Origin of the sequence: Pseudomonas sp. BNK-15 (assembly GCF_047456105.1) — a bacterium.
Taxonomy (GTDB): Bacteria; Pseudomonadota; Gammaproteobacteria; order Pseudomonadales; family Pseudomonadaceae; genus Aquipseudomonas; species Aquipseudomonas putida_E.
This window is the reverse complement of record NZ_CP179898.1, coordinates 4090768-4116641: the sequence shown is the minus strand read 5'-3', so window position 1 is coordinate 4116641 and position 25874 is coordinate 4090768. Positions and strand designations below refer to the sequence as shown.

Here is a 25874-nt window from a genome sequence, read left to right as displayed (position 1 = left end):
TTATACGCAGGTAAACACCATGCACAAATGGATGATGGCAGCCGTGTGTGGCTTGCTGATTCTCACCGCCCAGGCACAAGAGCCGCTGCCGCCCCAAGGGCAAGACACCAACACCGAGCAGCGGTTGCGCGACTACTTCTTCGGGGCCGCACGCCGCGGGGATGAAGCAATGCTCAAGACATTCATCCAGGCGGGCTACAACCTGGATACCCCTGATGAAAAGGGCTACACCGGCCTTATTCTGGCGGCCTACCACGGCCAGCAAGCAGCCGTGGAACAACTGCTGGCGGCCGGCGCCGACCCATGCGCCCAGGACAAGCGGGGCAACACCGCACTGATGGGGGCGATATTCAAAGGCGAGGTGCGCATTGCCAGGCGGCTGATCGACGCCACGTGCAACCCTGACCAGCGCAATGGCGCGGGACAGACGGCCGCCATGTATGCGGCCATGTTTCAGCGCAAGGAATTGCTCGACGCGCTGACCACCCATGGCGCCGATATCGAAGCAACAGATGCACTGGGCAACAGCGTGCAAAGCCTGCAACAGGGTGAGCTCAACGGCGTATCGACGCAACGCTGAGGGCTGCGCATTCTGCAATGCCACCTGCCAGCACACCGCCAGGGATCTGCGATAAGAAAATTGGATATTGCGTAAGATAATTCCGCTACTCGGTCGCCGGGAAAGCGCCAAACTGACCGACGTCGCCCGTTGAGCGCGCTCCAGGCCCCCAGTCCGGCTCAGGCATGCTAGGTGATCACCTGGCGGATACAAGCCATCAGCGCGGCCGCCGCCGGTGACTGCAGGCAGCCACTGCGCTGCATGAGGCCGATGGCGCGGGCAGTACCGGGCAGTGCCAGCGGCAGGCGTTGCAGCTCGCCGCTGGCAATCTCGTACGCCAACTGGTGCGCAGACACCGCCGCCAGCATGTCTGAACGCACCAGCAGGCCACGGATAACCGCCAGATCAGCGCTTTCCACCACCGGCCACGGCGCTGCCAAACCAGCGGCGGCGAAGCAGTTGTCGAGCAGCCCGCGGGCCGGCGAGCCGGCCCGCGGCAACACCCAGCGCGCCTGGTGCACGCCCTTGAGCGTCAGGTGTGTGTGCAACAACGGGTGCCCCCGGCGGGCCAGCAGCACCATTTCCTCGTTGATGAGCGGCTCGCCCACCAGGTCGCTGGCATAGTCGTGAGGCCGCAAGGCGCCCAGCACGAAGTCCACATCCCCTACCCGCAATTCGGTTGCCAGCAGGTCGAACGGGCTTTCGTTGGTCACCACCCGGACCTGTGGATGCTGGGCGGTAAAACGCAAAATGGCCTCCGGCAGAATGCGCGAGCGGCCCAAGGGTAACGCGCCGACATGCACCACCCCGCGCAGGGTGCCTTGCATCGCACTCAGGTCACTGTCCATGTGGCGCAACTCGTTCAGCGCCCGGCGGATGGGGAAAAGAATGTCCCGGCTGGCCACAGTGGGCTGCAGGCCGCGCGACGTGCGCACGAACAAGGGCTGCCCGCACCCGCCTTCGAGCACTTTCAACGCAGCACTGACGGCCGGCTGGCTAAGGCCGAAGTGCCGCGCCACGGTTTGCATGTGCCGTGTTTCACAGAGTTTCACGAACACCTGCAGGCGCCGCGCCTGAAACAGATACAGGGGCTCGCCCTGCGCGGTGCCCAGCAACCCCGGCACACCGTCCAGTTCCGCCAGCACCCGCTGTGCACGCGGCAGCAGGCATTCGCCATAGTCGGTCAGGCGCATGCCATTGGCATGGCGCTCGAACAGCGGGACAGCGAACCGCGCCTCCAGCTCGGCAATGGCGCGGGTGACCACGGACTGAGCACGGAACAACACCTGCGTTGCCCGCGAAACGCTGCCCAACTCGGCGACCCGGATGAACGCACGTACTTGCATCAGGTTGGGCAGTTCGACGTCGATCATAAGGCTTCCCCGGCGCTCGGCTCGTGACTGGGGCGACTATGCCCCTACCCCGCTTGCCAGGCAATAAATAAAACGCATAGCCGTTGCAAGTGAACGCATTAGTGCAGTGCGCAGGCCGATGACATCCTGCGTCAACCCCCACTGCAGGAGCCTACGAACAATGAATACCCCACAAAAAGCCGCCCTGGTGGTCAGTGCACATTCGGCCGACTTTGTCTGGCGTGCCGGTGGCGCCATTGCGCTGCACGCTGAGCAAGGCTATGCCATGCACGTGGTTTGCCTGTCGTTCGGTGAGCGTGGCGAGTCTGCCAAGCTGTGGCGCAAGGGTGAAATGACCGAAGCCAAGGTCAAGGACGCACGCCGTGAGGAAGCCATGGCAGCAGCCGAAATCCTCGGCGCCAGCGTGGAATTCTTCGATATCGGCGACTACCCGATGCGCGCCGACAAGGACACCCTGTTCCGCCTGGCCGATGTGTATCGCCGGGTACAACCGGAGTTCGTGCTCAGCCATTCGTTGAAAGACCCCTACAACTACGACCACCCGCTGGCCATGAACCTGGCCCAGGAAGCCCGCATCATCGCCCAGGCCGAAGGCTACAAGCCGGGCGAGAAGATCGTTGGCGCACCGCCCGTGTACGCCTTTGAGCCGCACCAGCCCGAGCAGTGCGAATGGCGCCCGGACACCTTCCTGGACATCACCCCGGTGTGGGACAAAAAGTTTGCCGCCATCCAGTGCATGGCCGGCCAGGAACACCTCTGGGAGTACTACACCCGCGTGGCCCTGCAGCGCGGCGTGCAGGCCAAGCGTAACGTGGGCATCACCAGCGCACGCAACATCGTCTACGCCGAAGGCCTGCAGAGCGTGTTCCCACGGGTGACGGAGAACCTGGCATGAGCGGGCTGATCGGAAAGACCGGCATCGTGGTACGTAATATCCCGCGCGTCGAGCAGGAACTGATCGATGCCTTGGGCCGGCTGGGCGTGGCCACGGTTCATGAGGCCCAAGGTCGCAAAGGGCTGCTCAGTACCGCCGTGCGCCCCATCCAGCAAGGTGTGGCAGTGGCCGGCAGCGCGGTTACGGTGCTGGTGGCCCCTGGCGACAACTGGATGTTCCATGTGGCCGTGGAGCAGTGCCGGCCGGGCGATGTACTGGTGGTGGCGCCCAGCTCGCCGTGCAGCGATGGCTATTTCGGCGACCTGCTGGCGACCTCGCTGCAGGCCCGCGGCGTGCGCGGCCTGGTGATCGACGCGGGCGTGCGCGACAGCCAGACCCTGCGCGACATGGGCTTTGCCGTGTGGTCGCGCGCCATCAACGCCCAAGGCACGGTGAAGGAAGTGCTGGGTTCGGTGAACCTGCCGCTGCTGTGCGCCGGGCAGCTCGTCAATGCCGGCGACATCGTGGTTGCCGATGACGACGGCGTCGTGGTGGTGCGCCATGGCGAAGCCCAGGGGGTACTCGAAGCCGCCACCCAACGCGCCGACCTGGAAGAACGCAAACGCCTGCGCTTGGCCGCCGGCGAGCTTGGCCTGGACATTTACGAGATGCGCCCGCGCCTGGCAGCCAAGGGCCTGCGTTATGTCGAGCACCTCACTGACCTGGAAGGCTGAACATGGGCCAGACCCGCATACCTTGCCTGCTGATGCGTGGCGGCACCTCCAAGGGTGCCTATTTTCTGCATGACGACCTGCCCGCCCCTGGCCCGCTGCGTGACCGCGTGCTGTTGGCGGTGATGGGCTCGCCCGATGCCCGGCAGATCGACGGGATTGGCGGCGCCGACTCGCTCACCAGCAAAGTCGCCATCATCCGCGCCTCGCAGCGCGAGGACGTCGACGTCGACTACCTGTTCGCGCAGGTGGTAGTGGACGAAGCGCGGGTGGACTACGGGCAGAACTGCGGCAACATCCTGGCCGGCGTCGGGCCCTTCGCCATCGAGCGCGGCCTAGTGGCCGCCAGCGGCGCGAGCACACCGGTGCGTATATTCATGGAAAACACCGGGCAGCTCGCCGTGGCCCAGGTGCCGACCACCGATGGCCAGGTGGAGTATGCCGGCGATACCCGTATCGATGGCGTGCCGGGCCGGGCGGCGGCGCTGGTGGTGACGTTTGCCGACGTGGCCGGAGCCAGTTGCGGAGCCCTGCTGCCGACAGGCAACAGCCGCGACCGGGTCGATGGCGTGGAAGTGACCTGCATCGACAACGGCATGCCGGTGGTGCTGCTGCGTGCCGAAGACCTTGGCGTGACCGGCTACGAGCCGTGCGAAACGCTGGATGCCGACAGTGCACTGAAAACGCGCCTTGAAGCCATCCGCCTGCAGCTGGGCCCACGCATGAACCTGGGTGATGTCAGCCAGCGCAATGTGCCAAAGATGTGCCTGCTGTCGGCACCGCGCAACGGCGGCACGGTCAACACCCGCTCGTTCATTCCGCACCGTTGCCATGCGTCCATCGGGGTGTTTGGCGCGGTGAGTGTCGCCACGGCCTGTTTGATCGAAGGGTCGGTTGCACAGGGGCTTGCCGGCACGTGCGGCGGTGATATCCAGCGTTTGGCGGTGGAGCATCCTAGCGGCGAATTTACAGTGGAGATCAGCTTGGAACGTGGCGTGATCACGGGGTGCGGGTTGGTGAGGACGGCGCGTTTGCTGTTTGATGGGGTTGTGTGTGTTGGGCGGGATGCATGGGGTGGACCGCAGCAGTGATTGCCACAGTTTCTTCAGCACCCTTGAGGTCGAGCGCCGCCCGCGCGGCGCATCAAAAGCTCAAGAAAAAAACTGCTTCGGTTGCAAAACTGAAGATTTTCGCATCCTCGGCAAGAAAATTTCGCCACACTGGTCAGAACTGAAGAAAAACCCAGGCACAGATTTCGGACGTTGCGAGCCCACCTCACATGCCCTGTGGAAAGTGAAGAAAAAAACGGCATAATCGCGAAATCTGAAGATTTTGTGAGCTGACTTAAAAAAAACACAGCGCTCACGCCCAAACTGAAGGAAAGGTACATGCGGGCAGCGGGATATTCGCTACTACTCGATAGGCTGCAGATCTCTGCGGTCGCACTCAAGCGCCCTGCGATCGTAAAACCGGTCACCCGGATTGAGAAAATCGGGAACACGCTCGCGGTGCCCCATCGAATGGCGCCCTCAGAGGACGACCTGCTTGGGAATGTGCTTTTTGCGCTCAAGCACGAAGGTATCAACCTTTCAATTCTCGCCCAGGCTCTGCCACAGATCCCTGCTGAACGTTTTTCGCAAGCGCTGGAAGCATCACCCAATGGCGTTTATATCCGTAAGGCCTGCTATCTCCGGGAAGCCTTCACCGGTGAAGACATTGAGCAGCCTTCACCTGTACGCGGCGGCTTCGCTCAGCTATTCGACCCAGAACAGTACATTACGCGACCAGGTGAGCGAAATTCGAAGTGGCGGGTGGAGTTCAACGGGCTCGGAGATCTGACTTACTGCGCGACCGTAGAGCGCACTGCGCAAGTTACAGAGCTTCTCGAGCATGACATTCTCGGCAAGGCGAAGAACTTCATCGGTTCACTCCCTCCGCTGATGATGGACAGGGCTATCAACTGGGCGTATCTGCACGAGACCCAGGACTCGTTTGCAATCGAGAAGGAAGCCCCAACCGAAGATAAATCCCGCCGCTTCATCAAGCTCTTGCGCCAGGCCCATGAACGCCACCCACTGACTGAGGATTACCTGGTTACTTTACAGAACGCCACTGTGGCAAACCCTCTGGACCTTGCGGCGGCATTTCGACACGAGCAGAACCACCTTAGCAATGGCATGCATGGAGCAGCCGGGGTGACCTATGTCCCCCCTCCCCCGGGCCTGTGCCGCGAGTTGATGGAAAGCCTGATGCGCTTCGCCAATGAAGGCCCTACCCAAATCGATCCGCTTGTGGCGGCAAGCATCATTTCATTTGGGTTCGTGTTCCTCCACCCGTTCATGGATGGGAACGGGCGCTTGTCGCGCTTTTTGATCCACCAGGCTCTTTGCCATTCCGGGGCGCTTGAAAACGGCCTGTTGCTTCCAGTTTCGGTTGCGATGAAACGCGAAGAGCGCCTGTATCTGGAGACACTTCAAGGATACTCCGGGCCCGTGCGTGAATACTGGCAAGTGCACTGGATCGATCACGAGCAGTTTACATTTGAGTTCATCGGCGCTGACGCGATCTATCGATTCTGGGATGCAACGCAGTGCGTTGTATTCACCTGCATGATGGCAAAGCGGGCGCTAGAGGTCGAGCTACGCGATGAGACGGCCTTTCTGGAAAACTATGACGCCGTCTACAGGGCCGTAGATGAGCGATTCGATGTTCGCGGCAGCGACCTCGCAAACCTGGTGATGATGTGCCTGAGCAATGGCGGGAGCGTGTCGAACAATCGGCGTAAGCAGTACCTGTACAGGGTCCCCGAGGCAGTGTTCGACTATATCGAACAGACGGCGCAACAGGTACTTGCCGCCCAGCGCTCAGCCGCTCAGCCGCAACAGGGCGCAGAGCCACAGACGGATGCATAGTGTTGGGTCGCAGAGCGTCTATTCATGGAACGAAAAGCAAGCCACGCAGCCACCCCCGACTGGGTCATCCGTAGCGCTCACCCTGGCAGTGTGGAGCGGATCGAAGCGTGGTTCGGTAGCCATGGCTATGACCCTCACCGTCACGACACATACTCGATCGGCCGCACCCTCGCCGGGGTGCAGAGCTTTCACTACAAAGGGGCGCTGTGCCACGGCCTACCGGGTAATACGCTGGTCCTGCACCCTGACGAAGTGCACGACGGCATGGCCGGGACTGAAGCGGGCTTTCGCTACCGCATGGCCTACATCGACCCGGCACTGATCCAGAACGTGCTCGGCGGTGAGCCGTTGCCCTTCATTGCTGGCGGGCTGTCCAGCGACCCGCGCCTGTACCGCGCCAGTGAAGCCTTCGTGCAGGCACTGGACCACCCGCTGGATACGCTGGAGGAACAGGACGCCGTGTACGACCTGGCGATGGCGTTGCGTGCGGTGGGCGGTAAGCCACGCGGCCGCAAACGCCTGGATTACCGCGCGGCCGAGCGCGCCAGGGCATTCATCATGGAGCACCTCCACCTGGGCATCACCCTGCAGATGCTGGAGCAGGCCAGCGGCCGCGAACAATGGAGCCTGTCCCGCGACTTTCGCGCCCTCTACGGCACCAGCCCCTATCGCTTTGTGACCCTGCGACGCCTGGACACTGTGCGCAGGCTGATGCTCGATGGCTTCACCTTGGTTGATGCAGCCCTGGCGGCAGGCTTTCACGACCAGAGCCACATGACACGCCACTTCACACGTAGCTATGGCGTGCCACCGTTGCGCTGGCTGGAGCGCTTGCGACCTGCCCGCTGACGTGCAGGATCGTACAAGAACGCCTTGTGTAGGTTCGATAGGCTGGCCACTTCAACCCATGAGGATCCGCCATGTCCAACTCCAACCCGCAACTTGCAACATGCCCTGTAAACCTTGCCCAGAAAGCTTCGCTGATCGACCAGCAGTGGAGCCCGAGAGTGGTCGCCGAAATGAACGACTACCAGTTCAAGGTTGTGCGAATAGAAGGTGAATTCATCTGGCATTCACACCCGGAAACCGACGAAGCGTTTCTTGTGCTCGAAGGCACCTTGCGCATCGATTTACCGGAGGGCTGCGTTTATGTGAACCCAGGCGAGTTGTATGTGGTGCCCCGTGGGGTGGAGCACAGGACAGCGGCGCAGGGAGAAGCAAAACTGATGATGATCGAGCCGCGAGGCGTTCTGAATACCGGCCATGAAGGTGGGGAGCGCACCGCTGTGAACGACGTCTGGATATGAGCGCTGGAAATCACTCATCAAGGAGTGCTTCTGGTTTCAAAAATCCATTGCTATCGCAAGTGCACTGATCAGCAAACAGAGGCTTGCGACAGCCGTCAAATGGACTCGCATCGGCATAAACCACCCAGGCACAGCTTGCGCCAGTTGGCGATCCTGCCAAAGATGACCGATAAAACCAAAGGTCAACACCAAACAACCCAATGGCACAGGTAGCAGCGTGCCAACCCAACCGATAAGGGCCGGTATTACGCTCCACACGAGTCGCTCGCGACGCTGCTTGGCGAGCAAACCCTCTAACGTCATGGCGAAACCCCAGTGCAGAGCGCCGACGAAGCTCAATATCACAGCGCCATAGCTGACCAGCATGATCGAGGCAAAACCCCGGTATTCAGCAAAAAAAACAATGAGCAGCGTCAAGCCAACAAAGGGCAGCAAGCCACCGTAACCCAGCACCGCAAAGCGGCTTGAAGGTAAAGCAGCAGTAACTGAGCTCATTTGGACACCCCTTCGCGACGGCTCAACATCGGATTTCAATTGTGTCGGCCAATGAGGTTGAGGAATTCGTGGCGAGTCGAAGCGGAGTCGCGAAACTCACCTAACATCACCGATGAAATCATCACCGAGTTCTGCTTCTCTACACCGCGCATCATCATGCACATGTGCTTGGCTTCAATCACGACCGCAACCCCTGCGGCATCCGTGACTTCCTGAATGGCATACGCAATTTGCCGCGTCAGGTTTTCCTGTATCTGTAAACGACGGGCAAACATGTCAACAACGCGCGCGACCTTGGAAAGCCCCAATACGCGCCCTGTTGGCAGGTACGCGACATGAGCTTTACCAATGAATGGCAACATGTGGTGTTCGCACAACGAGTAGAGTTCTATGTCACGAACGACGATCATTTCATCGTTTTGACTCTCGAACAAAGCGCCGTTCACGACCTCTTGAAGATTCTGGCCATACCCGTTGCACAAGTACTGCATCGCTTTGGCCGCACGCTTGGGCGTTTCCAGGAGCCCTTCGCGCTGCGGGTTTTCACCAACGCCGACGAGGATTTCATGATAGTGCTCGGCTAACGAATGTGACATTTGGACTCCTCACCGCTACAGCGGTGCCCGCCATCGGGATGTGGTAGCCAGGCCAGGTGTGGCCTCAAACGGCAGAACAGCCTGTAGAAAACTGAAAACAGGGGGCGTAACGGGCGCCAGGACAGTGGCGCGACCCACCCTCCCACATCGGCAGCCCGCCAACTCCACAAGGTTGCGTCCAAGCCTGTGACCCAGTGCCCGTTCGCGAACCTTGCATGCAGGCATGACCTCAGTTGCTCAACCGTCAAGCTCAATGCCTCTGCATCGAAATCATCAGCACTGATGTCAACCAGAATGAGCTTTGCCTCGGTCGATTTCCTGCGCAGGAACGCGATCTCTCTGGCGCACAAAGGGCAGGCGCCATCGAAGTACAGCGTCAGGGGCCACTTACAATACATGTACAACCTCTCATCTTTGTACAGTTTTTTGTATAAGTTAGCCGAAACCAGGAGAATCGCAATGGAAAGCAAAGCTGTGCCCCTGGTAGCCGCGCTGGCTGATGCCTGCACCTTGCATAGCTCACCCGGTGCCTGCCAGCGGGTCGCAAAGAGTTACAGTTTTACTGTATGCTTGCGCCCGCATCCTCCCTTGAGCTACAGGAACATCAGCATGACTGTACTCCAGACGATCTACTGGCAGCCTACGCCGCCTTAGCGCTACGCCCCCTCGCAACACCCTGCTCCGCTAGCCTCGCTCGCGGGCGCACTCTGCTGTACGCCTGGTTTCTCACCTTAAGCACACAGCAAAAAAATCCTCAAAATTTGAATATGTATCGGTTCGCACGCCACTGCATTGGCGTGCGCGATGCTTTGCCTTGGATATTTTCTATGCTGCAAAACCTTAGACAAACGTGGTTTTCCAACGTCCGCGCAGATGTGCTCGCGGGCATCGTTGTCGCACTTGCGCTGATACCTGAAGCCATCGCGTTTTCCATCATCGCCGGCGTCGACCCCAAGGTTGGCCTGTACGCATCCTTTTGTATCTGTACTGTCATCGCCTTCGTCGGTGGACGCCCCGGCATGATCTCGGCAGCAACCGGCGCAATGGCACTGCTGATGGTCACGCTGGTGAAAGAGCACGGGCTGCAATACCTGTTGGCTGCGACCTTGATATGCGGGGTTCTCCAGATTCTTGCCGGTTACCTGAAACTTGGTTCCCTGATGCGCTTCGTCTCGCGCTCAGTGGTGACCGGTTTTGTGAATGCTCTGGCGATACTGATTTTCATGGCGCAGCTACCTGAGTTGACCAACGTCACCTGGCATGTCTATGCCATGACAGCAGCAGGCCTTGGCATCATCTATCTATTCCCTTATGTGCCCAAGCTCGGCCAACTGATCCCCTCCCCCCTGGTGTGCATCCTGACCCTGACCGCAATTGCCATTTATCTCGGCCTGGATATCCGTACCGTGGGTGACATGGGCCAACTGCCGGACACGCTGCCGATTTTTCTCTGGCCTGAGGTGCCACTGAACGTTGAAACCCTGCGCATCATCTTCCCGTACTCAGCAGCCCTGGCCGTAGTAGGCCTGCTTGAGTCCATGATGACCGCAACGATCGTCGATGACCTGACCGACACCACCAGCGACAAGAACAGGGAATGCAAGGGGCAAGGCATCGCCAACATAGCTGCCGGGATGCTCGGCGGCATGGCTGGCTGCGCCATGATCGGCCAGTCGATCATCAACGTGAAATCCGGTGGGCGCACCCGTCTCTCGACACTGTGTGCCGGTGTTTTCCTGCTGCTGATGGTGGTATTTCTCGGCCAATGGCTCTCAAAAATCCCTATGGCGGCACTTGTCGCAGTCATGATCATGGTGTCCATCGGCACCTTCAGCTGGGATACCTTGCGCAACCTGAAAGACCATCCGCTTTCTACCAACCTCGTCATGATAGCCACCGTCGTGGTCGTCGTGGCCACTCACAACCTGGCCTACGGCGTACTGGTAGGCGTGCTGCTGGCCGCCCTCTTCTTTGCGAACAAGGTCGGGCACTACCTGGACATCAACAGCACACTGGACGAAGCGCGATCGCAGCGCACTTACCACGTGGTCGGCCAGGTGTTCTTCAGCTCTGCGGACAAGTTCACCGAAGTGTTTGACTTCAAGGAAGCGCTCGCCAAAGTCACCATCGATCTCACACAGGCGCATTTCTGGGACATCACCGCCGTTGCAGCGCTGGATAAGGTCGTGATCAAGTTCCGCCGTGAAGGCGCTGAGGTTGAAGTGCTCGGCCTCAATGAAGCCAGCGCAACCATCGTTGACCGCTTCGGCGTGCATGACAAGCCCGGTGCCATCGACAGACTCATGAGCCACTGAGAAGAAAACAGATTCTGGTGAGCAACACGGCTGCGGCGATGCTGTGGCCATCCAGGACGATGATTGGACGGTGACGAGCTCAGGCGATACCTACTGTTACGCCTGGCCACGAAGAAAATCAGATTTAACCCCTTTCCTGTAGTGCACTTCCCAAAGATACTGCCGCCGCCCATTTTTCGTTGCACATGGCCAATGTGGATTCTAGTCTCGGCCGGTCGCTGCCAATTCAGCGATCGGTTTTGACGGACCGTCGACGCTGTCCACATGTGCACACTGTTATGGTGGCTGTACGTGCGGGCACCCTCTGGTGCGCCGAGTGCCAACGTCTCGGTCCGTCAACCCGCGTACAGCTGCCACCCCAATTGCTTGACGGCATTGCCGTGATAGCCCCAGCGTTCGACCTTGGAGTTTGATCATGCTCAAGATCGCTCCCGATCCGCCTCACAATCCGCACTCCCTCGAAGACGCGTTGATGATGGCTGCCGAAGAAACCGTATTCACCGTGGGCAAAACCACCTTCTAGGTAGAACCTGGAGGCGGCTCCCAGAGCGTCAGCATTGGCCAAACATCCAACCAGCTTTTGGACTTGACGCGGTCTTGATAGATAGCTGCTTTATCTGTGGCGAACCTCCCTACTGGCCGGATAATCAACTCAAAAAGATCATCGAGCCCCAGCGGCGCAGCGATTTCGAATGTTCCGTCCTCTCGTAGTCTTACCGCTACCGCCGTGGCGGTTTCTGGCCAGTAACGCATTGCATCGGTCGCCGATTGATAGGGCTCGTCGTCGTTCTGAACATGCATTCTCGCCTGGTTTTTCACAGACCACTGTACGTTCGAGTATTGACCTCTGAGGATTGCTTCCAAAGCATCATCTTGTTCGGGGGTGCAATTCATGCCGTCAAACCAGATAACGTCAACGTCTGTTGAGACCGGAGATGATGCGTTACCGTGCAAATGATCCCAAACTGCGTTTCGAACGAAACCCGCTCCTATCCAGCAGTCGGGCAAGTCTAAGGAGCGTACAATTTCGAGCAACCTTCGCCGAACGGGGTCATCCGAAATAACTGCTTGGATTGTTGAAATATAGTCCACTTTGAAATCACCTTGTCGAAGCTAGGTCGGCATCTACTGATGCGGTAGCAACTCCCCGATCTCACTTGCCTCTGTGCCGGTAAGCGCGTCGGCACATGCTTCAGGTAAGAATTGCCTGGTGATAGAAAAGTAAGCGTCCTTCCAACCGTCCTGGATCACTAAGCCGGGGCGTCAAAGCCCCAGCCTCTCAATCCCCCAGACAATCCGTGAAAAACCTTTTTCAACCCGAATAGGAAGCCGTTCTTCTGGCCAGGCTGGTGCGATTGAGTTCGATCTCGTCATTCACGTCGACGCCTCGATAAACCATTGAAGTCTCGTGACGGACGTAATCCCCTTCACGCTGAGCACTCAGCCAGTTGAATGAACCGACACACAAAAGACTCTGATCGGCCATGACGATCTTGCTGTGTACCTTATTGACGATACGAACAGGAATACCCTGGGTTTTCAACTCCGCCAAGGTAGCGTTGAACGCCGCGACCTTTTGCGGCTCACCCTGAGGTTTTCGGGTTGAAATTTCAGTATTGAGCTGCAGGTCGGTGAACACCTCGACCTTGACGCCGCGATCCACCGTTGCACGCATTTGCTCAAGCGCCCCTGTAGCGAACAGGCAATCCAACTTGACCCACGGCGTGATGATCTGAACCTGGTGGCTGGCCGTTTGCAGTGTGTCTTTCAAGAACTGGTCATGCTGCCACCAGTCGTGCAAATGACTTAATCCCGTGCTCGCGGTGTGCAAGTCTTGCCGGGCCTGATACTCGAACTGCAACTCACTGGCAGGGTCGGCCAGCAGGTACTTCGCCAGTAGCCCGCGCGGTTTGCTGACAGGCACCTGACCCATCAGATCCATGTCACCAAACACCAGGAAGCTGTCCTTGGCCCGGGACACTGCCACATTGAGCATACTGTCGCGACGATCAATGAAACCGCCATCGGCATGCTTGGAATATACCGCCGAAAAAATCACTACCGGCCGCTCTGCGCCCTGGAACGAATGCACTGTACCGATAGTGATCTGGTCTGCCCCTTTTCCAGCGTTCAGGCCCAATGCCTGGCATGCCTCGGCGATGGCGCGGCTTTGGGCCCCGAATGGCGTTATCACCCCAACGATCTCGTGAAGCGATTTGTGCGGGTAGCGCTGCTTCAGCTCATCTGCATGGGCGTGAAGCCACGCAGCAATGGTCTGCGCCTCGAACAGGTTTTGGCGGCTGCCATGGCTGTTTTGCTCACACAAGCCGTCGATATGGAGGTAGCCAAGGCCCGGTAAGCCTTCCTGCGCTGCCCGCCCCCGGCGAGGAAGCAGTTTGCCCTTGTAGCAAAGGGTATTGCAGAAGGCGATGATCGAGTCATAGCAGCGGCGATGCTCGTACAGGTACATACCCCGGGCAAGGTCGGGATCGTAGTGATAACGGCTGGTAGACTGAGCGATGGCCATCACGCTGCCACTTGCGGCACTGCGCCCGGCTTTGCAGAAGGCCTCGTAGTCCTCCTCAGCATGGGTGTGCGAAACCAGCCCAGCACTGGTGAGGTTGCCAATATCCACCTTGGCCGGGATCGACCAGATTGGCTCGATCTGTTGGGTGTCGCCGATGACCAGCGCCTGGCGAGCAAGGGCAAACGACGGCGCGGCGACCTCCGGCAACACCTGCCCAGCTTCGTCGACAATCAGCAAGTCGATGAAGTCGACCAGATAGTCGTCGATGTAATCACCGTCGTCGTAGCGCTTGCACGACAGCTCCTTGGGTAGCCTGAAAAAGGTCGAGACCACACAAGGCGTGAGCTTCATCCAACGGCGCCAGTTCTTGATCAGCGTCTTGGCACCGGTTTTCTTGCGGCTGTCGAGTATCTCCTGCAGCTCCTCGCTGACTTCCAATAGCCAACGCCCTTCCCAATAGTGGGTAGTCAGCAGGAATATTTCGAAACGCAGTGACGTATCGGCCCAGCGGTCGCAGTCCTCCAGAGTGGCCTGGGCAGCAGGCTGGCCGGCCGCAGCAGCCAGCGAGCGGATTGCGCCATGCCAGCCGTGCAGCCGCTGTTGTTCAGCCTCGAGCAGTTGCTGAGCGGTTTGCAGCAGTTGGGTGAGCCGCTGATGCTCCTGGCCCGCTTGGGCCTGCGCAGCTTCAAGCCGCGTTTCGATTTCGCCCAAAGTCGCAGCGTTCTGCAGCTCGGCATCGGCGCCCTCGAGCTGCAATTTGGCCAGGCGAAGGCGCTTGGCGGCAACGGGGCGAATCCAGCTGAACAGGCTATAGAACAGCGACTCATGTGCCAGGTAATGCTTGAAATCTTTGAGCCGCTTCTGTGCACTGCCCAGTTGCTGCAGCTGGTCGAACTGAGCGGTTTGCCGGGCCTGCAGAGTGGCCTGTGGGTCATCCCCCAACGCAACGCGAAGCGCCTCCCGAGCGCGGACGAGCGCCGCCCACGCCTGCCCGATATCGGCAAGTTGCTGCTGGCGCGCCTTGATTTGCTGTTGCAGTAACCCGACCGTACGCTCGACATCGAGGTCTTGAACACCCGGGAAAGCCGCTGCCGCCTGTACCAAGTAGGCGTGCTTGGCCTTGTCCAGATAGGCGCAAGACTCCAACTCATGGAAGAAGCTCTTGGTCTGGTAGACACTGGAAAGCTCCGCTTCGGCCGATGCCTTCGGGAAGTAGGCGCCAAAGCTTTTGATGCCAGGCAACCAACGGCCCGCCAACGGTCCGGTGCCCTCGGCAAAGTCTTTGCCGAAAGCCGCGATGATGTTGGTTACCGCCTGGTTGTTGGTGGAACTGGCGACAATCACCGGAGGCTCGCCACCTGCCACAGCGGCCTTCGCCCAAAGCGAGGCGACCACCGACAGCACGAGTGTGGTTTTGCCCGTGCCCGGTGGACCATTGACTGCCAGCACATCGCCCGCCTGCCCGGCCACCAGATGCGCCAAGGCATCACGCTGGGCAGGGGCCAGTGCGTATTCGTCACCAGCGTGGCCCAAGCGCGCGGCAAAAAGGCTACCAGCGGGCAAGCAAGGCTCGTCCGGGCTTGGGTGACGTTGGGCGAAGCGCTCGAACAACGGGGCATCGGGCTTATGCTGACGCAGGTAGTCGTAGAGGTTGACGATGTTCTTGCTGAAGCCGTCAGGTTTGTCTTCTTTGAACAGCAAGCTGTACTTGGCCGGCTTCATGCCGTCTTCGGCCGCATCCCACCCCTTACCGACCTCACGGGCCATCCGCAGGCAGAACGCGTAAAACTTACGCCACTGTTCAAGATGCTGCTCAACGTCGAGTATTTCCCCCTCACCCGGCGGTGTGAAAGCGGGCACCTCTTCGACCGACAAAAAGTCATCCAGCGCAGACTGTGCCCCGATGAAGAAAGTGTCCTTGTCCAGCGGTTCAAGAATGTCACGCGGCACGATAGCTTGTGTGGTCGGGTAAAGGCGCCCATCACGGCACACCAATACGGTACAGATCAGCGGTGTGACCGCTGCAGGCAAGCCCGTCCGAACCTTGCCGTGCTCGCGCTGTGACAGATAAACCCAAGGGCGCAGCGTGACTTTTACGGTCGAAGCGTCTGGCGCCTCATCGGCAAACAGCTTGGCTGCAAGTTCTTCTGGCAAACCACCCTTCTGCACATGCTCCATCCCGACCGGGGTGAGCGCTTCGGCTTGCCTGGAGTTGAGCGCGCCATTGCCGTTTTCAGCGTCGGCGAGGGAGGTGCGCCAGTAATTGGCGAGTTTTAGGGCGTAGTCGTTCATCGTCCTGATCTGTTACGGACCGGCACTCAATGTTGCGGTCGAAAGCGGATGGGGTAACGCTGCACATTGGTGAAGCGCGCCTGGGTCCGGATGGTCGTTAGCGAATGGAAGGCTGTCAATGGCTGATTGGCATCCATTAGCCTTGGGGTTGCTCAACCACCGCCATACAATCGTTCTTTTGCCTACGACAGGAAGTCACCATGCAACGAATCCTCATTCTGGGCAACGGTGGCAGCGGCAAGTCCACCCTTGCCCGCGCCTTGGGAGAACACCTGGAGCTTTCCGTCGTTCACTTGGACAAACTCTTCTGGGAGCCCGGCTGGGCGGAACCTGATGCCGAACAGTTCCGTGACCGTGTACGCGATGCCGTAGCTGGTGACGCCTGGGTGTGTGAAGGCAACTATGCGCGCCGCACCTTCGACCTGCGGTTGCCGCGAGCGGACCTGATCATCTGGCTCGACATGCCCAGGCTCACCTGTTTCATTCGGGTGCTGTTACGCCTGCTTCGCAACCAGCCACGGCCTGATCGTGCGGAAGGTTGTGAGGAAAGGTTCGACCTGGAATTTCTCAAGTTCGTGTGGACGTTCGACCGGAATTACCGACCTGGTATCGAAGCAGTTCGCCTTAAGCTCGGGGCACAGGTGCCTACGCTTCACTTGCGAGGGAAGCGAGAAATCAGGGCGTTTCTCGAAAGGCTGCCAGCAGCCCGGCGCGAACCTGGCTCGATGATCAGTGGAGTTTGAGCCGCGAGAACCCATACTCGATGGGTATCACTTACGCAGAGCCGTAGCGCTTGGTGATCGTGCGTGCGGGCTGTCAAAGCACACACTTTGATTTTGTAGCCCATGCCCTATCCTCCCCGCTCGATGTGGCTGCCCGGACGCAGCTGCAGCTACCATACAAGGACTGGCATGACCTGACCGCAGTGGTCATGCTTGACTGTCTGCTCGTTACAAGCAGTTACAGCGAACGGCCGAAAAAATCAGATTAAACCCCTTTCCTGCAGGGCATTTCCCAAAGATACTGCCGCCGCCCATTTTTCGTTGCACATGGCCAATGTGGATTCTAGTCTCGGCCGGTCGCTGCCAATTCAGCGACCGGTTTTGACAGACCGTCTTCGTTGTCCACATGTGCACACTAGTTATGGTGGCTGTACGTGCGGGCACCCTCTGGTGCGCCGAGTGCCAACGTCTCGGTCTGTCAACCCGCGTACAGCTGCCACCTCATTGTTTGACAGCAAGGCCGTGGTAGCTCCACCTTTCGACGTTGGAGTTTCATCATGCTCAAGATCGTCCCCGATCCGCCTCACAATCCCCCACTCCCTCGAAGACACGCTGATAACAGGTTACAAGCGGTTACATCGAACAGCTGAAAAATCAGATTTAACCGCTTTCTTGTAGGGCATTTCCCAAAGATACTGCCGGCGCCTGTTTTCCGTTGCGCACGCAAAAAGTGGACTTTAGTCTCGGCACGTCGTTGTCACTCAACGACTGGGTTAGCCGCCCAAAAATCGTCGGACACTACAGCCGTGCAATACCGAGCAATCGGCATTAGCGCCGTTATGGCGGCTGTGCGTGGGGCACCTTCGGGTGCGCCGGGTGCCTGACGTCCCGGTCGGCTAACCCGCGTACAGCTGCCACCCATTCGTTTAGCCGCGGTTGGTGGTTGCTCCATTACGACAGGAGCCACACCATGTTGAAGATCGTCCCCGATCCGCCTCACAATCTCCACTCCCTCGAAGACACGCTGATGATGGCTGCCGACTACGCGCTCTGCGCCGAAGTCGTTGCCCAACAGGCGATGTTGATGCAGCCCAAAGCACCCGTGTCCTTGATGATCATGACCTCGATGCACGAGCTTGATGCCCTGCGCAAACTGCTCGAGTCAGCACTGGCCCAAATACAAAAGCCAGCCGACCCGCAGACGCTGCATTAATCCTCGTCATGATCTGCCTGGCCTGGCTCTTTCACGGGCTAGCTCTCTCGCACAACACCGCCCCTGAGGTTGTAGACGACCCTCAGGCGCCCGGTGAAACCTGTGAGAGTCCGGCTTGCCGGCGATAGGGCCAGCCCAGGCAGCTACACCTTCAGGGAGATCAAACGATGGCTACCGAAGAAACCGCATTCACCGTCGGCAAAACCACCTTCTACCAAGGTGAAAACCAGACCCACCCCCTGTTCCGCATCGAGCCCGGCATCCCTTGCCAAAGCGCCCGCGAACAGGCCTCGGAACTGATGGGCTATGCCCGCGACCTGACCATCGACGGCCTGATGGAAGACAAGCCCCAGCTGCTGTGGGCCTCGCACTACCTCTGCGCCCTGGCCAAGGCCCTGCTCGACGATGCCGAGCTGGGCATGATGAAAACCCCGTGAACACACCCCTACCTGCAGGCCCACGCCGCCCCGCCGTAGGAGCGGCCTTGTGTCGCGAAAGGGCCGCCTAGCGGCCCCAGCAACCTCAGCCCTCCGCTGACCGCCAGGAGAACAGTTCAATGCCAAAAGACCCAATCGCCCCCAAACCCCTGTTCACTGCCGCCCCTGACATACCCACCCAGCAAGCCAAGGAACAAGCGTCGAAACTGATGGAGTGCGCCCGTTATCTGAACCACACAGGCGTCATGCTGGGTGATCACCGAATGGTCGTAGCGTCCCATCACCTCAATACGATGGTGCGGGTGCTGTTGGATCGGCTTGTGGACGATTAGGCCCAGGGGCAGACACAGTTACGCGGGGTTGGGTTGCTGGATGAACCGCTGTGGCGGTGGGTTGACTGACCACCACGGCACCCAGCCTCAAGCCCCGAACGCCAAGGCGTGCAACGTAGGAGCTGGTAGCTCCTACGCGGGCTCTATCGCACTGAATGCCTTGGCAGCCCTGCCCTTGAGCCAGCGCTAGCACCCTGCCTCAGCTCAGCGCATCACGGCTGTGCTGGCCGTCGACCAGGCGTTGCAGGCCCAGCGGGTTGGCGTTTTTCAGGGCGTCGGGCAGCAGCGCATCCGGGTAGTCCTGGTAGCACACCGGGCGCAGGAAGCGGTCGATGGCCAGGGTGCCGACCGAGGTACCACGGGCATCGGAGGTGGCCGGGTAAGGCCCGCCATGCACCATTGCATCGCACACCTCGACGCCAGTCGGGTAGCCGTTGACCAGCAGGCGGCCGGCCTTGCGCTGCAGCAGCGGCACCAGCGCGGCAAAGCGCTGGAAGTCCTCCGGCTCGGCGATCAGGGTGGCGGTCAGTTGCCCATGCAGGGCTTGCAGGGCGCGGCGCAGTTCGGCTTCGTCGGCCACTTCGACCACCACCGTGGCTGGCCCGAAAACCTCCTCCTGCAGCAGCTCGTCGCCGTTGAGCAGCAAGCTCACATCAGCCTGGAACAGCTGTGCCCGGGCCTGGTCGCCAACCTGCTCGGCACCGGCCAGATGGCGCACGCCCGGGTGTTGCTGCAGGCGCTGTACGCCGCTGGCATAGCTGCGCAAGGTACCGGCATTGAGCATGGTCTGCGCGGGCTGGTCGGCCATTTGCGCAGCCAGTGCCGCGACGAAGGTGCCGAACGCTTCACCGGCAATGCCGATGACCAACCCGGGGTTGGTGCAGAATTGCCCGCAACCCAGTACCACCGATGCGGCGAGTTCCTTGGCTACCTGCTCGCCGCGGGCCTGCAGCGCCGCAGGCAACACCAGCACCGGGTTGATGCTGCTCATTTCGGCGAACACCGGGATCGGCTGCGGGCGCGTTGCGGCCAGGTCGCACAGGGCACGGCCGCCCTTGAGCGAACCGGTGAAACCGACCGCCTGGATCGCCGGGTGGCGCACCAACGCTTCACCGACACCGGCGCCATAGATCATGTTGAACACGCCAGCGGGCATGCCGGTAGCCACCGCCGCACGCTCGATGGCTTCAGCCACCAGCTCGGCAGTGGCCATATGGCCGCTGTGGGCCTTGACCACTACCGGGCAGCCGGCAGCCAGTGCTGCGGCGGTGTCGCCGCCGGCCGTGGAGAACGCCAACGGGAAGTTACTGGCGCCGAACACGGCCACCGGACCAAGGCCGGTGCGGTACTGGCGCAGGTCAGGGCGTGGCAGTGGCTGGCGCTGTGGCTGCGCGCGGTCGATACGCGCCCCCAGGTAGTCGCCACGGCGCAGTACCTTGGCGAACAGGCGCATCTGGTTGCTGGTGCGGCCACGCTCGCCCTGGATGCGTGCAGCCGGCAGCGCAGTTTCGCGGCACACCGTGGCGACGAAGCTATCGTCCAGCGCGTCCAGCTGGTCGGCAATGGCCTCCAGAAACTGCGCGCGGCGCTCTGGCGCCAGGGCGTTGTATTCGGCAAATGCTGCTTCGGCGGCCTGGGCGGCGGCGGCCACCTCCTCAGGGGTGGCCTGGGTGAAGACCACCGGCAATGCTTCGCCGGTGCGTGCATCGAGGCTTTGCAGGCGTACGCTGCCGGCAGCGCTGCGCTGGCCGCCAATGAAGTTGCTTCCAGACATGGTTGACTCCTGTAACAAAGAAAGAGGGCTCAGTGGCGCATGGCGGTCAGTCAGGGCAGAGGGGGCCGCGCAAAATCTTGAGGTTTGCGCGGTACTTGTGGGAGCTGGCTTGCCGGCGATGGACCGCACAGCCGTCCCGACTTCATCGACTGACCGGCAACACGCTCAAAGGCTTTTCACTGCACCTGGGCGACGCTGCCCGGACGCTGCGCCAATACCATTGCGCAGCGGCTGGCCAAAGGCATCGAGGCTGACCTCGAAGGTATCGCCCGGGCGCGCCTGAACGCCGTCGGCAAACGACAGCGTGGCGGTGCCGAAATAGTGCACATGGATATCGCCAGCACGCAGGAACTGGTCGTACTTGAAGTGGTGGAACTCGAGGTTCTCGAAGCTGTGGCACATGTTCTGCTCACCCGACAGGAACGGCTTGCTCCACAGCACCTGGCCATCGCGCAGGATGCGGCTGGTACCTTCCAGGTGAGCCGGCAATGCCCCAAGGCGCAGCTCCGGGCCGAAGCTGCAGGCGCGCAGCTTGGAATGCGCCAGGTACAGGTAGTTGCGCCGCTCCATCACATGGTCGGAAAACTCGTTGCCCAAGGCGTAGCCGAGGCGGTATGGCGTGCCGTCGGTACCGATCAGGTACAGCCCGACCAGCTCCGGCTCTTCGCCGGCGTCTTCGGCAAAAGCCGGCAGCGGCAGGTCGGCGCCGGGGCGCACGACGATGCCGCCGTCGCCCTTGTAGAACCACTCCGGCTGCGCGCCCTCCTCGCCCGCTGGCGGCCGACCGCCTTCCAGGCCCCACTGGAACATGCGCATGCTGTCAGTGACGGCGCCTTCGGCTTGCTGCTGGTGCATCTTGTCGCGGGTGGCGGCGCTGCCCAGGTGGGTCAGGCCGGTACCGGTCACCAGGCAGTGAGCCGGGTCCGGGTGGTCCAGCGGTGGCAGTACGCGGCCTTCGGCCAGCAGGGCCAGGTAGTCATGGCGCTCGCCCAGCCCGGCGGCCTGCACTTCGCAGGCCAGGTCACGGCCAGCGGCTATGGCCTGCAGGGCCAGCTCACGGGTGCTGGCGGCGCCCAGTACTTCAAGGGCGTACTCGCCTTCCACCACGCCCACGCGGCGCGCGCCGGCGGCGGTTTCGAATTGGATCAGTCGCATGCTTGTGCTCGCTTGTCGGTTGCAAAGGTTAGCGGGAGGCTTCGGCCGCCCGCGTGGAAGCCAGGCGCTGGCGGCGCTCCAGGCGGTTGTAGACCACGCCCGTGAGCAGCACCCCGCACAGCATCACCAGCGCCAGGAAATACAGGCCCGACGACAGCTGCCCGGTGTACTCCTTCAGCGCGCCGATGCCGAACGGCCCCAGGTAACCGCCGAGGTTGCCGATCGAGTTGATCAAGGCGATGCCCGCAGCAGCGCTGGCACCGGAGAAGAACCGCCCCGGCAGCGTCCAGAAGATGGCCGTGCAGGAGAACAGCGCGAACGCCACCAGGCACAGCGCGGCCAACTGCAGCACCGGCACCGTCAGCCAGGCGCTGAAGAACAGGCCGACGGCACCCAGGGCGTACAGCAGGCCCAGATGGCCATAGCGGTCGTTCAGGCGGTCGGAGCTTCGCGGCACGATCAGCAGGCCGATGATGCCGAACAGGTAAGGCACCGCGGAGACAAAACCGGTGACCAGGTCACTGCCGCCAAACTGGTGGATCAGCGTTGGCAGCCATAGGCCCAGGCCATAGATGCTCAGGGTCATCGGCAAGTAGAACAGCGCCAGCAACAGCACCCGGCCATCTTTAAGGGCATGCAGCGGGTTGCCATGGCGGGTCTGGCCGAACTCGCGCAGGTCGTTGGCCAACTGCTCCTGCAGCCAGTTGCGTTGCTCGTCGCTGAGCCAGCGCACCTTGGCAGGGCCGTCCGGCAGCAGGCGCAAGGTGGGCCAGGCCAACAGCACTGCAGGGATACCGATACAGATGAACAACCACTGCCAGCCATGCAGACCGTAGATGCCCTCAAGCCCCAGCAGCGCACCCGAAAGCGGCCCGGTGATCAGCATGGCCAGCGGCTGCGAGAGAATGAAGAAACCGAGGATCTTGCCGCGATGGCGCACCGGGTACCACTGGGTGATGTAGTACAGCACCCCCGGGAAGAAGCCCGCCTCGGCGGCCCCCAGCAAAAAACGCATCACATAAAAGCCGTTGGGCCCGGTGACAAACGCCATGCCGACAGTGATCGCGCCCCAGGTCAGCAAAATGCGGGCGAACCAGCGACGTGCACCGAAGCGGTCGAGCAACAGGTTGCTCGGCACTTCGAAAAGAAAATAACCGATGAAGAACAGCCCGGCGCCAAGGCCATATGCCGCGTCACCCAGGCCGATGTCGGCGCCCATGTGCAGCTTGGCAAAGCCCACCGCCGAACGATCGACATAGGCCACCAGGTAAAGCAGAACCAGAAAAGGGATGAGTTTCAGTGTGATCAGGCGGACGAGCCGCTGCTCCTGAATCATGGCGATGTCTCCAATTGTTCTTGTAATGGGCACAGCACCTGGCCGGGGCTTTTTGGCAGACCGCTAACCTGGCGAATCGATCATATAGTATTACTATTTAAAACAACAACCCTTCACAGATGCCTTTTTAGCCGCTAGAGTCAGCCTCATAACGACAAATAGTAATACTAATTAGGTGTCCCGCTTATGTCTGATAACAAACGCCCCCTGCGCTCCGCCCAATGGTTTGGTACCGCCGACAAGAACGGCTTCATGTACCGCAGCTGGATGAAGAACCAAGGCATCCCCGACCACGAATTCCAGGGCAAGCCGATCATCGGCATCTGCAACACCTGGTCGGAGCTGACCCCGTGCAACGCCCACTTCCGCAAGATTGCCGAGCACGTCAAAAAAGGCGTGCTGGAGGCCGGTGGCTTCCCGGTGGAGTTCCCGGTGTTTTCCAGCGGCGAGTCCAACCTGCGCCCTACCGCCATGCTCACCCGCAACCTGGCGAGCATGGATGTGGAAGAAGCGATCCGTGGCAACCCGGTGGACGCCGTGGTGCTGCTGACCGGCTGCGACAAGACCACTCCGGCGCTGCTGATGGGCGCCGCCAGCTGCGACGTGCCGGCGATCGTGGTCACTGGTGGGCCGATGCTCAACGGCAAGCACAAAGGCAAGGACATTGGCGCCGGCACCATCGTCTGGCAGATGCACGAGGCCTATAAGGCCGGCCAGATCGACCTCAACGAGTTCCTCTCGGCCGAGGCCGGCATGTCGCGCTCGGCGGGTACCTGCAACACCATGGGCACCGCGTCGACCATGGCCTGCATGGCCGAAGCGCTGGGTACCTCGCTGCCGCACAACGCCGCCATCCCGGCGGTGGATGCCCGCCGCTACGTACTCGCCCATCTGTCAGGCATGCGCATTGTCGACATGGTGCGCGAAGACCTGCGCCTGTCGAAGATCCTTACCCGCGAAGCCTTCGAGAACGCCATCCGCGTCAACGCCGCCATCGGTGGTTCGACCAACGCAGTGATCCACCTCAAGGCGATTGCCGGGCGCATTGGCGTAGACCTGCAACTGGAAGACTGGACCCGCGTCGGCCGCGGCACACCGACCTTGGTCGACTTGCAGCCATCGGGCCGCTTCCTGATGGAAGAGTTCTACTACGCCGGCGGCCTGCCCGCAGTCATCCGCCGCCTGGGCGAGCATGGCCTGCTGCCCAACCCCACCGCACTGACCGTCAACGGCAAGAGTCTGTGGGACAACTGCCAGGCCGCGCCGCTGTATGACGAAGAAGTCATCCGCCCGCTCGACAAACCGCTGGTGGCCGATGGCGGCATCTGCATCCTGCGCGGCAACCTGGCACCCAAAGGCGCGGTGCTCAAGCCGTCGGCGGCTACCCCAGCGCTGATGCAGCACCGCGGCCGCGCCGTAGTGTTCGAAAACTTCGAGGACTACAAAGCGCGCATCAACGACCCTGAGCTGGACGTGGACGCCAATTCGGTGCTGGTGATGAAATACTGCGGGCCCAAGGGCTACCCGGGCATGGCCGAGGTCGGCAACATGGGCCTGCCCGCCAAGCTGCTGGCCCAGGGCGTGACCGACATGGTGCGCATCTCCGACGCCCGCATGAGCGGTACTGCCTACGGCACCGTAGTGCTGCACGTGGCACCCGAGGCTGCTGCGGGCGGCCCATTGGCAGCCGTGCGCGAAGGTGACTGGATCGAGCTGGACTGCAAGGAAGGCCGGCTGCACCTGGACATTTCTGCCGAGGAACTGGCTGGCCGCCTGGCCGACCTGCAAGCACCGCCACAGTTGATCAGTGGCGGTTATGCGAAGCTGTATCTGGACCATGTGATGCAGGCTGACGAAGGTTGCGATTTCGACTTCCTGGTTGGCTGCCGTGGCGCGGCGGTGCCCAAGCATTCGCACTAACCAACTCTCAACACCTCCCCCCGGTAGGAGCGGCCTTGTGTCGCGAAAGGGGTGCGCAGCGCCCCCACAATTCATGCATCAGGCTGATATTGCCGGGGGCGCTGCGCGCCCCTTTCGCGACACAAGGCCGCTCCTACACATCCCACGCATACCTTGAGGCAGTGCAAACCGATGGCTGCAACTGCCTGCATGACACCTGCCCCACAGGCCCTCCGCCACCCACTAATGCTATGATGCCCACCTCGCTCGAAGGACCTCCCGCGCCCCCCATGAACTACCGCCAGCCCACCACGCGCAAAAGCATGCACGCCACCCTGGTCCAGGACCTCGGCCTGCAAATCGTATCCGGCCAACTCGCACCCGGGCAAAAGCTGCCCTCCGAGGCCAGCCTGTGCGAAAGCTACGCGATCAGCCGGCCGGTGTTCCGCGAAGCGATGCGCGCCCTGACCGCCAAGGGCCTGGTCGAAGCCCGCCCACGGGTCGGCACGCTGGTGAGGCCGCGCCATGACTGGCACATGCTCGACCCCGACGTGCTGCACTGGCTGATGCAGGCCACCCCGCAAAAAGACTTCTTCAACACCCTGTCCAGCGTGCGCTGGGTTATCGAACCCGCCGCCGCCGCGCTGGCCGCCACCAACGCCACCCCCGAGGATGTCGAGTCGATCGCCGAGGCCTACCAGCGCATGGAAGCCGCGCGCACCCATGAAGAGCGCCTGCAACCCGACCTGGACTTCCACGCCCGCATCGCCGACGCCACCCACAACGACCTGTTGGCCTACCTGTGCAACATGCTGTCGATGGCCCTGCGCGAATCGGTGCGCTATTCCAACCAGCGGCCGAACTTCAACCAACTCGCCCTGCCCCGGCACAAGGCGATTCTCACGGCTATCCAGAATGGCGACGCGCTGGGTGCACGGCATGCTTCGCTGGTACAGCTTGAAGATGCGCGTGTGGCGTTGAGCAAGGTGTTGGGGCAAGACCCGACTAGCTGAAGCAAAGCTGCT

Annotated in this window: 24 protein-coding genes; 15 read left to right on the top strand and 9 right to left on the bottom strand. The window is 61.0% G+C overall.

Features of this window, described 5'->3' with window-relative positions; all coding sequences use genetic code 11:
• Nucleotides 1-19 precede the first annotated feature (19 nt).
• A complete protein-coding gene (locus tag ACMGF5_RS18795) occupies nucleotides 20-580 on the top strand; it encodes an ankyrin repeat domain-containing protein (RefSeq protein WP_281868841.1) in 561 nt (186 codons plus the stop codon).
• A 167-nt stretch (nucleotides 581-747) separates the two neighbouring features.
• Here the strand turns inward: ACMGF5_RS18795 and ACMGF5_RS18790 are convergent, their stop codons facing one another.
• On the bottom strand, nucleotides 748-1932 hold the full coding sequence (locus ACMGF5_RS18790; protein ID WP_174141711.1) for a LysR family transcriptional regulator: 1185 nt from the start codon (nucleotides 1930-1932) through the stop codon (nucleotides 748-750).
• A gap of 118 nt (nucleotides 1933-2050) precedes the next feature.
• On the opposite strand from ACMGF5_RS18790, the gene galB reads away from it, so the two are divergent.
• The 7 genes from galB to ACMGF5_RS18755 all read left to right on the top strand — a co-directional run bounded on the left by galB (nucleotide 2051) and on the right by ACMGF5_RS18755 (nucleotide 7756).
• Nucleotides 2051-2827 (top strand): 4-oxalmesaconate hydratase, encoded by a 777-nt coding sequence (gene galB, locus ACMGF5_RS18785; RefSeq protein ID WP_115275216.1) that lies wholly within the window; start codon nucleotides 2051-2053, stop codon nucleotides 2825-2827.
• On the top strand, nucleotides 2824-3540 hold the full coding sequence (locus tag ACMGF5_RS18780; protein ID WP_115275217.1) for a 4-carboxy-4-hydroxy-2-oxoadipate aldolase/oxaloacetate decarboxylase: 717 nt from the start codon (nucleotides 2824-2826) through the stop codon (nucleotides 3538-3540). The genes galB and ACMGF5_RS18780 overlap by 4 nt, the downstream gene beginning before the upstream one ends.
• Nucleotides 3541-3542: 2 nt before the next feature.
• Complete coding sequence (locus ACMGF5_RS18775; protein ID WP_414157068.1) at nucleotides 3543-4628, top strand: 4-oxalomesaconate tautomerase; 1086 nt, start codon at nucleotides 3543-3545, stop codon at nucleotides 4626-4628.
• A complete protein-coding gene (locus tag ACMGF5_RS18770) occupies nucleotides 4612-4851 on the top strand; it encodes a hypothetical protein (RefSeq protein ID WP_414157067.1) in 240 nt (79 codons plus the stop codon). Before ACMGF5_RS18775 ends, ACMGF5_RS18770 begins: the two co-directional genes overlap by 17 nt.
• A 74-nt stretch (nucleotides 4852-4925) precedes the next feature.
• On the top strand, nucleotides 4926-6449 hold the full coding sequence (locus ACMGF5_RS18765; RefSeq protein ID WP_414157066.1) for a Fic family protein: 1524 nt from the start codon (nucleotides 4926-4928) through the stop codon (nucleotides 6447-6449).
• 24 nt (nucleotides 6450-6473) lie between these two features.
• The gene (locus ACMGF5_RS18760; protein ID WP_119688713.1) at nucleotides 6474-7298 is read left to right on the top strand and encodes an AraC family transcriptional regulator; all 825 of its coding nucleotides are present in this window, start codon (nucleotides 6474-6476) and stop codon (nucleotides 7296-7298) included.
• 71 nt (nucleotides 7299-7369) lie between these two features.
• On the top strand, nucleotides 7370-7756 hold the full coding sequence (locus ACMGF5_RS18755) for a cupin domain-containing protein (RefSeq protein ID WP_046787094.1): 387 nt from the start codon (nucleotides 7370-7372) through the stop codon (nucleotides 7754-7756).
• Nucleotides 7757-7792: 36 nt separating this feature from the next.
• Here the strand turns inward: ACMGF5_RS18755 and ACMGF5_RS18750 are convergent, their stop codons facing one another.
• From ACMGF5_RS18750 to ACMGF5_RS18740, 3 genes are read right to left on the bottom strand one after another with little or no spacing between them, the layout of a single operon-like run.
• Entirely contained in the window at nucleotides 7793-8251 is a 459-nt protein-coding gene (locus tag ACMGF5_RS18750; protein WP_251962319.1) for a DUF3429 domain-containing protein, read from the bottom strand.
• Nucleotides 8252-8286: 35 nt separating this feature from the next.
• Entirely contained in the window at nucleotides 8287-8847 is a 561-nt protein-coding gene (gene folE, locus ACMGF5_RS18745) for a GTP cyclohydrolase I FolE (RefSeq protein ID WP_012313911.1), read from the bottom strand.
• Nucleotides 8832-9245 (bottom strand): thiol-disulfide oxidoreductase DCC family protein, encoded by a 414-nt coding sequence (locus ACMGF5_RS18740; protein WP_046787331.1) that lies wholly within the window; start codon nucleotides 9243-9245, stop codon nucleotides 8832-8834. The genes folE and ACMGF5_RS18740 overlap by 16 nt, the downstream gene beginning before the upstream one ends.
• 429 nt (nucleotides 9246-9674) lie before the next feature.
• On the opposite strand from ACMGF5_RS18740, the gene ACMGF5_RS18735 reads away from it, so the two are divergent.
• The gene (locus ACMGF5_RS18735) at nucleotides 9675-11162 is read left to right on the top strand and encodes a SulP family inorganic anion transporter (protein WP_414157065.1); all 1488 of its coding nucleotides are present in this window, start codon (nucleotides 9675-9677) and stop codon (nucleotides 11160-11162) included.
• A 519-nt stretch (nucleotides 11163-11681) separates the two neighbouring features.
• On the opposite strand, the gene ACMGF5_RS18730 is transcribed toward ACMGF5_RS18735, so the two are convergent.
• Nucleotides 11682-12254 (bottom strand): nucleotidyltransferase family protein, encoded by a 573-nt coding sequence (locus ACMGF5_RS18730; RefSeq protein ID WP_414157064.1) that lies wholly within the window; start codon nucleotides 12252-12254, stop codon nucleotides 11682-11684.
• A 220-nt stretch (nucleotides 12255-12474) separates the two neighbouring features.
• Nucleotides 12475-15981, bottom strand: a complete 3507-nt coding sequence (locus ACMGF5_RS18725; protein WP_414157063.1) for an AAA domain-containing protein — start codon at nucleotides 15979-15981, stop codon at nucleotides 12475-12477.
• A gap of 200 nt (nucleotides 15982-16181) precedes the next feature.
• Between ACMGF5_RS18725 and ACMGF5_RS18720 the strand changes: the two genes are divergently transcribed.
• The 4 genes from ACMGF5_RS18720 to ACMGF5_RS18705 all read left to right on the top strand — a co-directional run bounded on the left by ACMGF5_RS18720 (nucleotide 16182) and on the right by ACMGF5_RS18705 (nucleotide 18685).
• The gene (locus ACMGF5_RS18720) at nucleotides 16182-16724 is read left to right on the top strand and encodes an AAA family ATPase (RefSeq protein WP_414157062.1); all 543 of its coding nucleotides are present in this window, start codon (nucleotides 16182-16184) and stop codon (nucleotides 16722-16724) included.
• Between the two features lie 949 nt (nucleotides 16725-17673).
• Nucleotides 17674-17916, top strand: coding sequence for a hypothetical protein (locus ACMGF5_RS18715; RefSeq protein WP_414157061.1), 243 nt, complete (start codon nucleotides 17674-17676; stop codon nucleotides 17914-17916).
• A 167-nt stretch (nucleotides 17917-18083) separates the two neighbouring features.
• A complete protein-coding gene (locus tag ACMGF5_RS18710) occupies nucleotides 18084-18353 on the top strand; it encodes a DUF3077 domain-containing protein (RefSeq protein ID WP_012313892.1) in 270 nt (89 codons plus the stop codon).
• A gap of 119 nt (nucleotides 18354-18472) precedes the next feature.
• Entirely contained in the window at nucleotides 18473-18685 is a 213-nt protein-coding gene (locus tag ACMGF5_RS18705; RefSeq protein WP_414157060.1) for a DUF3077 domain-containing protein, read from the top strand.
• Nucleotides 18686-18884: 199 nt separating this feature from the next.
• Here ACMGF5_RS18705 and ACMGF5_RS18700 read toward each other — a convergent pair whose 3' ends face one another.
• From ACMGF5_RS18700 to ACMGF5_RS18690, 3 genes are all read right to left on the bottom strand, one after another.
• Nucleotides 18885-20459, bottom strand: coding sequence for an aldehyde dehydrogenase (NADP(+)) (locus ACMGF5_RS18700; protein ID WP_115275240.1), 1575 nt, complete (start codon nucleotides 20457-20459; stop codon nucleotides 18885-18887).
• Nucleotides 20460-20624: 165 nt separating this feature from the next.
• Nucleotides 20625-21614: an AraD1 family protein gene (araD1, locus tag ACMGF5_RS18695; RefSeq protein ID WP_119688706.1), complete on the bottom strand. Its 990-nt coding sequence runs from the start codon at nucleotides 21612-21614 to the stop codon at nucleotides 20625-20627.
• Nucleotides 21615-21642: 28 nt separating this feature from the next.
• Complete coding sequence (locus ACMGF5_RS18690) at nucleotides 21643-22950, bottom strand: MFS transporter (RefSeq protein WP_414157059.1); 1308 nt, start codon at nucleotides 22948-22950, stop codon at nucleotides 21643-21645.
• A 186-nt stretch (nucleotides 22951-23136) separates the two neighbouring features.
• Here ACMGF5_RS18690 and ACMGF5_RS18685 point away from each other — a divergent pair, with 186 nt between their 5' ends.
• Both ACMGF5_RS18685 and ACMGF5_RS18680 read left to right on the top strand, forming a co-directional pair.
• The gene (locus tag ACMGF5_RS18685) at nucleotides 23137-24870 is read left to right on the top strand and encodes an IlvD/Edd family dehydratase (protein ID WP_115275243.1); all 1734 of its coding nucleotides are present in this window, start codon (nucleotides 23137-23139) and stop codon (nucleotides 24868-24870) included.
• A 269-nt stretch (nucleotides 24871-25139) separates the two neighbouring features.
• Nucleotides 25140-25862 (top strand): FadR/GntR family transcriptional regulator, encoded by a 723-nt coding sequence (locus ACMGF5_RS18680; protein ID WP_046787111.1) that lies wholly within the window; start codon nucleotides 25140-25142, stop codon nucleotides 25860-25862.
• Nucleotides 25863-25874: the final 12 nt, after the last annotated feature.

What these genes read in the sequence shown, in the direction of transcription:
- ACMGF5_RS18795 (WP_281868841.1), top strand. Translation starts at nt 20, where the DNA reads ATGCACAAATGGATGATGGCAGCCGTGTGTGGCTTGCTGATTCTCACC.
- ACMGF5_RS18790 (WP_174141711.1), bottom strand. Translation starts at nt 1,932, where the DNA reads ATGATCGACGTCGAACTGCCCAACCTGATGCAAGTACGTGCGTTCATC.
- galB (WP_115275216.1), top strand. Translation starts at nt 2,051, where the DNA reads ATGACATCCTGCGTCAACCCCCACTGCAGGAGCCTACGAACAATGAAT.
- ACMGF5_RS18780 (WP_115275217.1), top strand. Translation starts at nt 2,824, where the DNA reads ATGAGCGGGCTGATCGGAAAGACCGGCATCGTGGTACGTAATATCCCG.
- ACMGF5_RS18775 (WP_414157068.1), top strand. Translation starts at nt 3,543, where the DNA reads ATGGGCCAGACCCGCATACCTTGCCTGCTGATGCGTGGCGGCACCTCC.
- ACMGF5_RS18765 (WP_414157066.1), top strand. Translation starts at nt 4,926, where the DNA reads ATGCGGGCAGCGGGATATTCGCTACTACTCGATAGGCTGCAGATCTCT.
- ACMGF5_RS18760 (WP_119688713.1), top strand. Translation starts at nt 6,474, where the DNA reads ATGGAACGAAAAGCAAGCCACGCAGCCACCCCCGACTGGGTCATCCGT.
- ACMGF5_RS18755 (WP_046787094.1), top strand. Translation starts at nt 7,370, where the DNA reads ATGTCCAACTCCAACCCGCAACTTGCAACATGCCCTGTAAACCTTGCC.
- ACMGF5_RS18750 (WP_251962319.1), bottom strand. Translation starts at nt 8,251, where the DNA reads ATGAGCTCAGTTACTGCTGCTTTACCTTCAAGCCGCTTTGCGGTGCTG.
- folE (WP_012313911.1), bottom strand. Translation starts at nt 8,847, where the DNA reads ATGTCACATTCGTTAGCCGAGCACTATCATGAAATCCTCGTCGGCGTT.
- ACMGF5_RS18740 (WP_046787331.1), bottom strand. Translation starts at nt 9,245, where the DNA reads ATGTATTGTAAGTGGCCCCTGACGCTGTACTTCGATGGCGCCTGCCCT.
- ACMGF5_RS18735 (WP_414157065.1), top strand. Translation starts at nt 9,675, where the DNA reads ATGCTGCAAAACCTTAGACAAACGTGGTTTTCCAACGTCCGCGCAGAT.
- ACMGF5_RS18725 (WP_414157063.1), bottom strand. Translation starts at nt 15,981, where the DNA reads ATGAACGACTACGCCCTAAAACTCGCCAATTACTGGCGCACCTCCCTC.
- ACMGF5_RS18720 (WP_414157062.1), top strand. Translation starts at nt 16,182, where the DNA reads ATGCAACGAATCCTCATTCTGGGCAACGGTGGCAGCGGCAAGTCCACC.
- ACMGF5_RS18715 (WP_414157061.1), top strand. Translation starts at nt 17,674, where the DNA reads ATGTTGAAGATCGTCCCCGATCCGCCTCACAATCTCCACTCCCTCGAA.
- ACMGF5_RS18710 (WP_012313892.1), top strand. Translation starts at nt 18,084, where the DNA reads ATGGCTACCGAAGAAACCGCATTCACCGTCGGCAAAACCACCTTCTAC.
- ACMGF5_RS18705 (WP_414157060.1), top strand. Translation starts at nt 18,473, where the DNA reads ATGCCAAAAGACCCAATCGCCCCCAAACCCCTGTTCACTGCCGCCCCT.
- ACMGF5_RS18700 (WP_115275240.1), bottom strand. Translation starts at nt 20,459, where the DNA reads ATGTCTGGAAGCAACTTCATTGGCGGCCAGCGCAGCGCTGCCGGCAGC.
- araD1 (WP_119688706.1), bottom strand. Translation starts at nt 21,614, where the DNA reads ATGCGACTGATCCAATTCGAAACCGCCGCCGGCGCGCGCCGCGTGGGC.
- ACMGF5_RS18690 (WP_414157059.1), bottom strand. Translation starts at nt 22,950, where the DNA reads ATGATTCAGGAGCAGCGGCTCGTCCGCCTGATCACACTGAAACTCATC.
- ACMGF5_RS18685 (WP_115275243.1), top strand. Translation starts at nt 23,137, where the DNA reads ATGTCTGATAACAAACGCCCCCTGCGCTCCGCCCAATGGTTTGGTACC.
- ACMGF5_RS18680 (WP_046787111.1), top strand. Translation starts at nt 25,140, where the DNA reads ATGAACTACCGCCAGCCCACCACGCGCAAAAGCATGCACGCCACCCTG.